Annotated in this window: 9 protein-coding genes; 3 read left to right on the forward strand and 6 right to left on the reverse strand. The window is 66.5% G+C overall.

The window, feature by feature from the left end; genetic code table 11:
* Positions 1–28: 28 nt before the first annotated feature.
* Positions 29–2,890, reverse strand: a complete 2,862-nt coding sequence (gene polA, locus ACREE8_RS04650; RefSeq protein ID WP_431571809.1) for a DNA polymerase I — start codon at positions 2,888–2,890, stop codon at positions 29–31.
* A gap of 103 nt (positions 2,891–2,993) precedes the next feature.
* Positions 2,994–3,191 (reverse strand): zinc-finger domain-containing protein, encoded by a 198-nt coding sequence (locus ACREE8_RS04655; protein ID WP_431571810.1) that lies wholly within the window; start codon positions 3,189–3,191, stop codon positions 2,994–2,996.
* Positions 3,192–3,521: 330 nt separating this feature from the next.
* On the opposite strand from ACREE8_RS04655, the gene ACREE8_RS04660 reads away from it, so the two are divergent.
* Positions 3,522–4,520: an ABC transporter ATP-binding protein gene (locus ACREE8_RS04660; RefSeq protein WP_431571818.1), complete on the forward strand. Its 999-nt coding sequence runs from the start codon at positions 3,522–3,524 to the stop codon at positions 4,518–4,520.
* A complete protein-coding gene (locus ACREE8_RS04665) occupies positions 4,517–5,578 on the forward strand; it encodes a lysophospholipase (RefSeq protein WP_431571811.1) in 1,062 nt (353 codons plus the stop codon). Before ACREE8_RS04660 ends, ACREE8_RS04665 begins: the two co-directional genes overlap by 4 nt.
* 39 nt (positions 5,579–5,617) lie before the next feature.
* Here ACREE8_RS04665 and ACREE8_RS04670 read toward each other — a convergent pair whose 3' ends face one another.
* The 4 genes from ACREE8_RS04670 to ACREE8_RS04685 form a co-directional block, all read right to left on the reverse strand.
* Entirely contained in the window at positions 5,618–5,902 is a 285-nt protein-coding gene (locus ACREE8_RS04670) for a DUF3572 domain-containing protein (protein WP_431571812.1), read from the reverse strand.
* 61 nt (positions 5,903–5,963) lie between these two features.
* A complete protein-coding gene (locus ACREE8_RS04675; RefSeq protein ID WP_431571813.1) occupies positions 5,964–7,331 on the reverse strand; it encodes a DUF1214 domain-containing protein in 1,368 nt (455 codons plus the stop codon).
* A 139-nt stretch (positions 7,332–7,470) separates the two neighbouring features.
* A complete protein-coding gene (locus tag ACREE8_RS04680) occupies positions 7,471–7,869 on the reverse strand; it encodes a type II toxin-antitoxin system VapC family toxin (RefSeq protein ID WP_431571814.1) in 399 nt (132 codons plus the stop codon).
* Positions 7,866–8,117 carry an AbrB/MazE/SpoVT family DNA-binding domain-containing protein gene (locus ACREE8_RS04685; RefSeq protein ID WP_431571815.1) on the reverse strand — a complete coding sequence of 84 codons (252 nt, stop codon included), beginning with the start codon at positions 8,115–8,117 and terminating at the stop codon, positions 7,866–7,868. Before ACREE8_RS04685 ends, ACREE8_RS04680 begins: the two co-directional genes overlap by 4 nt.
* Positions 8,118–8,499: 382 nt before the next feature.
* Here ACREE8_RS04685 and ACREE8_RS04690 point away from each other — a divergent pair.
* The coding region (locus ACREE8_RS04690) for an ATP-binding cassette domain-containing protein (RefSeq protein WP_431571816.1) at positions 8,500–9,254 on the forward strand (755 nt) is incomplete at its 3' end.

Raw genomic sequence — 9,254 nt, forward strand, 5'->3', positions numbered from 1 at the left:
AAGAAACAAGCGGCGACGACGGAATCCTCTAATGCGCGTCGGCCCAGTTGTCGCCGGTGCCGGTCTCGGCAACGATCGGCACGTCGAGTTCGATCGCGGGCGCGCAGGCGCCTTCCATGACCTTCTTCACCAGGGCCGCGGTGTCCTTGGCTTCGGCCTTAGGCACCTCGAACAGCAACTCGTCATGGACCTGGAGCAGCATGCGGGCCTTGAGATGGGCGTCGGCGAGCGCGGCCGGCACGCGGATCATGGCGCGCTTGATGATGTCGGCAGCGGTGCCTTGCAGCGGCGCGTTGATCGCGGCGCGTTCCATGAAGGAGCGGCGCGCCGGATTCTTGTCGAGGATGCCCGGCACATGGCAGCGGCGGCCGAACAGCGTCAGCACATAGCCCTTCTCGCGCGCGAACTTCTTGGTGCGGTCCATATAGCCCAGGATCTCGGGATAGCGCTTGAAATAGGCGTCGATATAGGCGCGCGACTCGCCCTGCGGGATGCCCAGCTGGGCCGCCAGGCCGAAGGCGCTGATGCCGTAGATGATGCCGAAATTGATCGCCTTGGCGCGGCGCCGTACCATCGGATCCATGCCTTGCACGGGAACGCCGAAGACCTGGCTCGCGGTCATGGCATGGATGTCGACGCCGTCGCGGAAGGCCTGCTTCAGCTGCGGCACGTCGGCCATATGGGCCGCGAGGCGCAGCTCGATCTGCGAATAGTCGACCGAGAGCAGCACCCAGCCCTTCTCGGCGACGAAGGCGCGGCGGATCTTGCGGCCCTCCTCGGTGCGGATCGGGATGTTCTGCAGATTGGGATCGGTCGAGGAGATGCGGCCCGTGGAGGTCGCCGCCAGCGCGAAGCTGGTATGGACCCGGCCGGTCCTGGCGTTGATCTGCTCCTGCAATGCGTCCGTATAGGTGCTCTTGAGCTTGGAGAGCTGGCGCCAGTCCAGCACGCGCGCCGGCAGATCGTGACCCTGTGCCGCCAGCTCCTCGAGCACGTCGGCGCCGGTCGCATAGGCGCCGGTCTTGCCCTTCTTGCCGCCGCCAAGGCTCATCTCGTCGAACAGCACCTCGCCCAGCTGCTTGGGCGAGCCGATGTTGAACTCACGGCCGGCGAGCTTGTGGATCTGCTTCTCCAATTCCACCAGCCGTCCCGCGAAGTCGGCGGAGAGATCCTGCAGCACCTTCCGGTCGAGCTTGACGCCCGCGCGCTCCATCGCCATCACCACCGGCACCAGCGGCCGGTCGATGGTCTCGTAGACGGTGGCGAGACGTTCGGCCAGCATCTGGGGCTTCAGCACCTGATGCAGCCGCAAGGTCACGTCGGCATCCTCGGCCGCATAGGCCAAGGCCTTGTCGAGCGGCACGCGATCGAAAGTCACCTGCGCCTTGCCGGTGCCGGCGACTTCCTCAAAATGGATCGTGCGGTGGTTCAGATGCAGCTCGGAGAGCTCGTCCATGCCATGGCCGTGGGCGCCGCCCGCGAGCGCATAGGAGATCAGCATGGTGTCGTCATAGGGCGCGATGGCGATGTCGTGCGCCGCCATGATCGTCATGTCGTATTTGATGTTCTGCCCGATCTTCAACACCGACGGATCTTCGAGCATCGGCTTGATGAGGGCGACCGCCTTCGCCAAGGGGATCTGATTGGGCAGCAATCCGCCTTCACCGTCGCCGCCGAGATCGAGCTGGCCCTGCGGCGGCCCGCCGCGATGACCGACCGGCACATAGCAGGCGCGGCCGGTCTCGATCGCGAGAGAGAATCCCACCAGCGAGGCCTGCATCGGATCGATCGAGGTCGTCTCTGTGTCGAATGCGACCGAGCCCTTCGCCTGCGCCGCCGCGACCCATTGGGCGAGCTGCGCCTCGGTCGTGACCAGCTCATAGGCTGCGTCGCCGGTGGGCTTGGCCGAGGCCGCCGCCTGCTTGGCCGCCGCATGGCCCTTGCCGCCGCCATCCGCCACCGCTGCGTCGCCCGCGCTCTTCTTGGCGAACTGGCCCTGGACCCGTGCCAGCACGGAACGGAACTGATTCTCCTCGAGGAACGGCACCAGCAGCGCCGCATCGGGCTCGCGCCGCGCGAAAGCCGTAAAAGGCTGCTTCACCGGCACGTCATTCTTGAGCAGCACCAACTGACGGCTGATGCGCGCGAGCTCGGCATTCTGCTGCAGGGCTTCGCGCCGCTTCGGCTGCTTGATCTCGCCGGCCCGCGCCAGGAGCTCCTCGAGCGAGCCGTAGGTCTTGATCAGCTCGGCCGCAGTCTTGACGCCGATGCCGGGCACGCCCGGCACATTGTCGGTGGAATCGCCGGCCAGCGCCTGGACCTCGACCACCTTGTCGGGGCCGACGCCGAATTTCTCCTCGACCTCGGCGGGGCCGATCGGCCGGTTCTTGATCGGGTCCAGCATGCTGACCCGCGGGCCGATCAGCTGCATCAGGTCCTTGTCGGAGGAGACGATGGTCACTTGCGCGCCGGCTTCGGCCGCCTGGCGCGCATAGGTGGCGATCAGGTCGTCGGCCTCGAAGCCCTCCATCTCGAGCTGGGGCACATTGCAGGCCGTGGTCGCCTCGCGGATCAGCGCGAATTGCGGGATCAGCTCGGGCGGCGGCGGCGGGCGATGCGCCTTGTAGGCGGGATAGATGTCGTTGCGGTAATTCTTGCGCGCGGTGTCGAACAGCACGGCGATATATTCCGCATCCGTGTCCGAGACCAGCTTCAGCAGCATGTTGGTGAAGCCCAGCACCGCATTGACCGGCGTCCCGTCGGGGCGCGTCAGCGGCGGCAGGGCGTGGAAGGCGCGGAAGATATAGCCGGAGCCGTCGATCAGGAAGACGTGATCGGGCTTCTTGGCGTCGGCCTTCTCGTCGGAGGGGCTGGTCTTGGCCGCGCTCATGACAGGCTCTCCTCGCGCGGTGGATGATCGGCGGGCGAAATCCCGGGGGAAAAGGCCCGCGCCGGTCGGCGGGTGGACAGAGGGCGGCGCAGCGGACGAGGGCTCAGTGGCCGCCGGCCTTGGCGCCCGGCTTCAGCACATAAAGCCGGCTGCAATAGGGGCATTCGATGCTGCCGGAATCTCCGATCTCGAGATAGACGCGCGGATGGCCCAGGGGGCCGTCCCCGCCGTCGCAAGCGACCGTCCGGCTGTCGGTCTGGATGGTCTCGAAGGGCTCGCGGGTCTGCGTCGCCGTTGTCATTCGATCTTCCGACTCTCTTAAGCAGACCCACATAGCCTTGGCGCCCTGTGAGCCTGACGATCCCGTAATGCTGGCAGGGTCTTGGCCGCGGCGGGCGCCCGCTGAGCAGCGCCCGGCGTTGACCCCCAAGCGGCGCGGATGATACCCATGGCGTGGCCCCCAGACAAGGCAAGGTGCCGCGGCCAGGACGGGCTCCCGAAGCCCCCGCCGCAGGGCCATATTCTTCCGTGCCGCCCGCCTTCCTCGATCATCCGTGAGATCAGCCACTTGTCCGCCATCGCCGCCGAAAACCGCCTGACCCGCAGCCCCGATGCCACTGTCGGCACGGCCCTGACCGGTGCCACCGCGGTCGATCCCGCGAAGGCGGCCGTCTCGATCCAGGGCCTGAACAAGATCTATCGGCGCAAGAAGGGCGGCGACAAGCAGGCCCTCTTCGACATCGACCTGACCATCGGGCGCGGCGAGCTGTTCGGCCTGCTCGGCCCCAACGGTGCCGGCAAATCGACCATGATCAACATCATGGCCCAGCTCGTGAACAAGACCAGCGGCCAGGTCGGCGTCTGGGGCCATGACCTCGACCGCGAGCCGCGCCAGGTGGCCGCCGCGATCGGCGTGGTGCCGCAGGAACTGAACATCGATCCCTTCTTCACCCCGCGCGAGCTTCTGGATCTGCAGGCCGGCCTCTATGGCGTGCCGCGCGCCGAGCGGCGCACCGCCGACCTGCTGGCGGCCATGCGCCTGACCGAGCAGAGCGATTCCTATGCGCGCTCGCTCTCGGGCGGCATGCGCCGGCGGCTGATGGTGGCGAAGGCCATGGTCCACACGCCGCCGGTTCTGGTGCTGGACGAGCCCACGGCCGGCGTCGATGTCGAGCTGCGCCAGCAGCTCTGGGCCTATGTGCGCGAGCTCAACCGCGCCGGCACCACCGTGCTGCTGACGACGCATTATCTGGAAGAAGCGGAAGAGCTCTGCGGGCGCATCGCCATCATCAATCACGGCAAGCTCATCGCCTGCGACACGACCGGCGCCCTGCTGGCACGCCTCGACAGCAAGGAGATCGTCTTCATCACCGGCCGCGATCTGGCCGAGCCGCCGGCAGCACTCGCCCGCTGGGACGCGGCGCTGCTCGACCCGCGCCGCCTGCGCCTGCGCTATCGCCCGAGCGCCACCAAGGTGGCCGAGATCCTGGCGGCCTTGCAGAGCGCCGGCATCGAGGTCATCGACATCTCCACGCTCGAGACCGATCTCGAGGATATCTTCCTGCAGCTGACGCGCCGCGACGACGTCGATCTCAACGCGACGTCCGCTGCACGAGGTCGCCGCTCTTGATCCGCGCGCTTCATCGCCGGCGTCTCGTGCCGCTGCTCCTGGCGGGGCTGCTGTTGCTGAGCGCGATGGCGATGAGCGCCTGCAGCCCGACCGTCATGGCGGAGGGACCGCCCGTGACGAGCCCGCATTTCGACAATGACAAGCTGGTGATGGCAGACGGCGCCGCACTCCCCTTGCGCCAGTGGATGCCCGAAGGCCAGCCGCGCGCCATCATCCTGGCGCTGCATGGCTTCAACGACTATTCGAAGTCGTTCGAGGAGCCGGCCGCGAGCTGGGCATCAGACGGGATCGCCACTTTCGCCTATGACCAGCGCGGCTTCGGCTATGCGCCCGATTTCGGCTATTGGCCCGGTACCGACACCATGGTGGAGGATCTGCGCAGCGCGACGTCCCTGATCCGCGCGCGCTATCCCGGGACCCCGCTCTATCTCCTGGGCGAAAGCATGGGCGGCGCCCTGATCATGACCGCCGAGACGGCGCCCAATCCGCCCGAATGCGACGGCGTGATCCTGGCAGCCCCCGCGATCTGGGGCCGCGAGTTACAGGGGCCGGTCGGATCGGGCGCGCTCTGGTTCTTCGCCCACACCGTGCCCTGGCTCACGGTCAGCGGCGGCGGTTTCAATGTGAAGCCGTCGGACAATATAAAGATGCTGCGGGCGCTCGGCGCCGATCCGCATGTGATCAAGGAGACCCGTGTCGACACGGTCTATGGGCTGGTCGATCTCATGGATCGCGCGCTGGCCGCGGCCCCCGATCTCAAGACCCGCGCCCTCGTGCTCTATGGCCAGCGCGAGCAGGTGCTGCCTTCGAGCGCGGCGATGACCATGCTGCGCCGCCTGCCGCCGCCGCCCGAGCGGCCGCGCATCGCGATCTACCAGTCCGGCTATCACATGCTGCTGCGCGATCTCGAAGGCGATGTGGTGCGCGAGGATGTGGCGGCCTGGGTGCTGAATCCGACGCTGGCGTCGCTTCCTTCTGGCGCCGATACCCGGGCCGAGGCGATGCTGAAGAGCAAGGCGCCAGAGCTCGATGCGGTGACGCAGGCCGCGGTGCCCTGAGCTCAGGCCGGCCCTTTCCGCCTCCCGGCGATCTTCGATTCAGTCGATGACGGCCCCGCCCGGCAGCTTGCGCCGCGCGGCGGCGATGCTCGCGGGCAGCACCTGGCTGTCGGTCGCGAAGGCCATGAGATCGGGCTCGTGGGCCAGGAGGAAATCCAGGATGGCGCCCAGCAGGTTCGGGTCCTGCGCGCGCGCCTTCAGCCCCTCCAGATCGAGACCGGAAAGCGACAGGAAGCGTTCCAGCAGGTTGCTGTCGCCGGCGATATAGGCCAGCGCCATCAGCGCGAGCGTCTCGGGATCGGGAGTGGGATCGGGGCGGGCCATGCGAGACGCATTCTCGCGGGCTCGCCCCTCCTCGCGCAAGCATCCATCGGACGAGGGAGGCCTATTCCTTCTTGACCAGGGGCGGCGGGAAATACTCGCCTGCCGTGATCGCCGGGCCGGGCCCGTAGAAGCGGAAGGTGAGATTGTAGTTCTCGCCCTCCGGCGTCGGCAGCCAGTTGGTCTTGGGCGTGCCGGGGGGCCGCTTGGGCGCGAAGACCAGGGTCAGGGAGCCGTCCGCGTTGGCCTTCAGCTTCGACTGGTTGTTGAGCAGGTAGCGTTTGAGCGGGTTGTCGATCACCTGGAACTTGACCGAATCCACCGCGACGACCGACCAGAAGTAATGCGCCAGGCTCCCGGGGAGCTGGTCCTTGGGGAAGGTCATCGTATAGACGGTGCCGCCGTCGAGCTTGGTGCCGTCGCCGTCGGTGTTGGTCTTGAAATAGACCGCTTCTTGGTTGTTGTTGGCCCAGATGCCGGCGAAATCCACCAGGCTGCGGCTGGCATAGTCGGAGCCGTAATTGCCGATGGTGCTGGGCCGCATCCAGCCATTCTGGATGGTGCCGAGCTTTTCCTGGTCGGCATAGAAGGCCGGGATCGACTGTTCCTGGATCACCTGCTCGATATGGGCGCGCTGCTTGGGATCGGCGGCGGCGGCCGCCACCGCATGCACCTTCGCCTGGATCGCCTCCATGCCGGGATTGATGTCGGGCTCGGTGGCGAGCAGCGCCTCGGCCCGGTCGAAGGCATCGACGCCCGGCAGGGCGTCGTTGGCGAAATTCGGCTGGTCGAAGGTGGGCGCAATCACCGGCGTGCCGGTCGCGATCATCGTCGTCTTGCGCTGCAGCTTGATCGCCGTGGCCGGATCGGCACCGAGCTCGATGCGCATCAGGATGCGCGATTTGCGGCTCGGCAGGTCGACGCGCTGGACGCTGCTCTCCAGCAGCACATTGGCGCCCTTGAGGCAGAGCGCGAACTGGCCGGAAGGATGCTCCGGATAGGTCCGCTCGTTGATGTTGGCGACGGTCTCGCCCCAGCCATTGAGGACCTGCACCGTGTAATAGCGGTCCTTGATGCTGGGCAGCGTGACCATGGTGCAGCTGGATTCGTCGATCGCGATCCAGGCCTCGCTATAGGCGACGTCGAGATTGGGATTGGCCCAGGTCACGCCGCCGGGATCGCGGTGATTGACCTGGTTCCATTTGAAGTCGGATCCGAGATCGAGCTGCTCCTGGCGCACCACCAGCTCGCGGCCGAGCAGATAGATATAGGCGTCGGTGATGTCCTGGTCGGTGAGCTTCGGGGCCGGATTGAGGGCCTTGTTCAAGGTGTCGCAAGCCGCCAGCGACAGCGACCCCGCCAGCATCAGCCCCAGCACGGCCAGACGGCCGAAAGCACGGCGCGAACCGCACCGAGTCCACACGCGATTCATGATGGCTACCCCCAACAAATACCCCCGCCTACGACCGGACAGTCTAGGCGAGCGGGGGATCGATTCAACCGATAGGAGACCCGGAGGCCGGGGCAAAAACGTGGCGCGGCGAGTTTCCCGCTTGACCTGGCGAACCCCTTTACGACAGCAGGGTGGCCGATTCGCCCTTTGCCTTCATCAAGGTCACGGCCCTTTTGTCGAAGGAAACAAAGCTTTCCGCGCCAAGCCAGCTTCCTTCATAGGCGATGGCGCCATCGGCGAAATCGCCGCCTGCATCCAGCAGCGCCAGCCCCGCTTCCGCCGCGGGGCGATTCACCACGACATTCGCGCCATTCATCAAGCGGCGAATGGCTTCGGCAATCTCGGCTGGCGGAATTTTGTAGCCCTGGGACAGGACCCAAACCAGCTCGCAGAGCGCCGGCAGCGCCAGCGCGATGACATCCGCCTTTGCCAGCCCGGCCTGCGCCGCTTTGCTCTGCTGCGCGTTGTCGCCCGTCATGGCCCGGACGAGGACGTTGGTATCGGCCGTGATCTTCATCGCTTGCCGGCCCAGCCCCGGGCGGTAATCCTGTTCATCTCCTCGATCGACAAAGAGGGGCCATCCTTCCGCTTCAGGAAATTGAAGACGTCCGAAATCTCGCCGCTCGGCCGGACTGCTTTCACCTCGATCCGGCCATCAGGAAGCTTGTCCACGGTGATTTTCTCGCCGGGGCGGATACCGAGATGCTTCAGAATATCCTTGCGGAGCGTAACCTGCCCTTTGGCGGTGACGGTGAGCGTACTCATGGGAATGACCTCATGTTGACGTCATAATGTAAGGTAAAACCACCTTACTTTCAAGCTCATTCACACCCCCGGCTGCCGTCAGGATTGCATCGACCCCGGCGGATCGTTATGGTCTCGCCGTTTTCGCAATCGAAAGAATAAGGAGGGCTGCGTGGACGTCTATTTCAGTCACCATCGTCAGCGTGGCCCCGTGTCGGCCCTGCGGCAATTGTCTCGCAGGGCTGGCCAAAAGCGGGATCTGACGGCGTCTTAGCCCCATCCGACTCTGGTCTGCCCTTCGTGGCTGTCGAACGCGCCTGTGTCGCGCGCCCTCGATAGCCGCCATCCGGCCTCGGCCCGCGCCGCCTCCTCGAGCGGCGCCGGCCCCACCAGAGAAAACATCATGGGCTCCCTCAGTCTCCGCCATGTCAGCCTCTTGATCGGCACGCCTCTCGTCACGGATCTCAACCTCGTCGTCGGCGACGGCGACCGCGTCGGCCTCGTCGCCGGCAATGGCGGTGGCAAGACCACGCTGCTGCGCTGCCTCGCCGGCCAGGCCGAACCCAGCAGCGGGGAAATCCATCGCTCGCGCGGGCTTCGCATCGGCTTCGTCGAGCAGGACGTCCCGGCCTCGCTCCTGGATCTCACGCTCTACGAAGCGATCCGTCGGGCCTTGCCGCCCGAAGAGCGCGAGAGCCAGAGCTGGCGCGCCGACGTGGCGCTCGACGAGTTCGAGACACCGTCCGCCTTGCGCGACCGCCCGGTGCGGGCCCTCAGCGGCGGCTGGCAACGCCTGGCCCTGATCGCACGCTGCTGGGTGACGCAACCCGATGCGCTGCTGCTGGACGAGCCCACCAACCATCTCGATCTGACGAAGCTGTTTCAGCTCGAGAGCTGGGTCCAGAGTGCCTTGCAGCAGATCCCGGTCGTCATCGCCAGCCATGACCGCGATTTCCTCGATGCCTGCACCAACCGGACCTTGTTCCTGAGGCCCGACGCCTCGCATGAGTTCGCCCTGCCCTACAGCAAGGCGCGCGCGGCGCTGGCCGAGATCGACGCGGCCGCTTCGGCCAGGCGCGAGCGCGACCTGAAGGAGGCGAGCAAGCTGCGCAAGCAGGCGGCGAAGCTCACCAATATCGGCATCAATTCCGGCAGCGA

This window comes from Hypericibacter sp. (assembly GCF_050729195.1).
In the GTDB taxonomy this organism is placed as follows: domain Bacteria; phylum Pseudomonadota; class Alphaproteobacteria; order Dongiales; family Dongiaceae; genus Hypericibacter.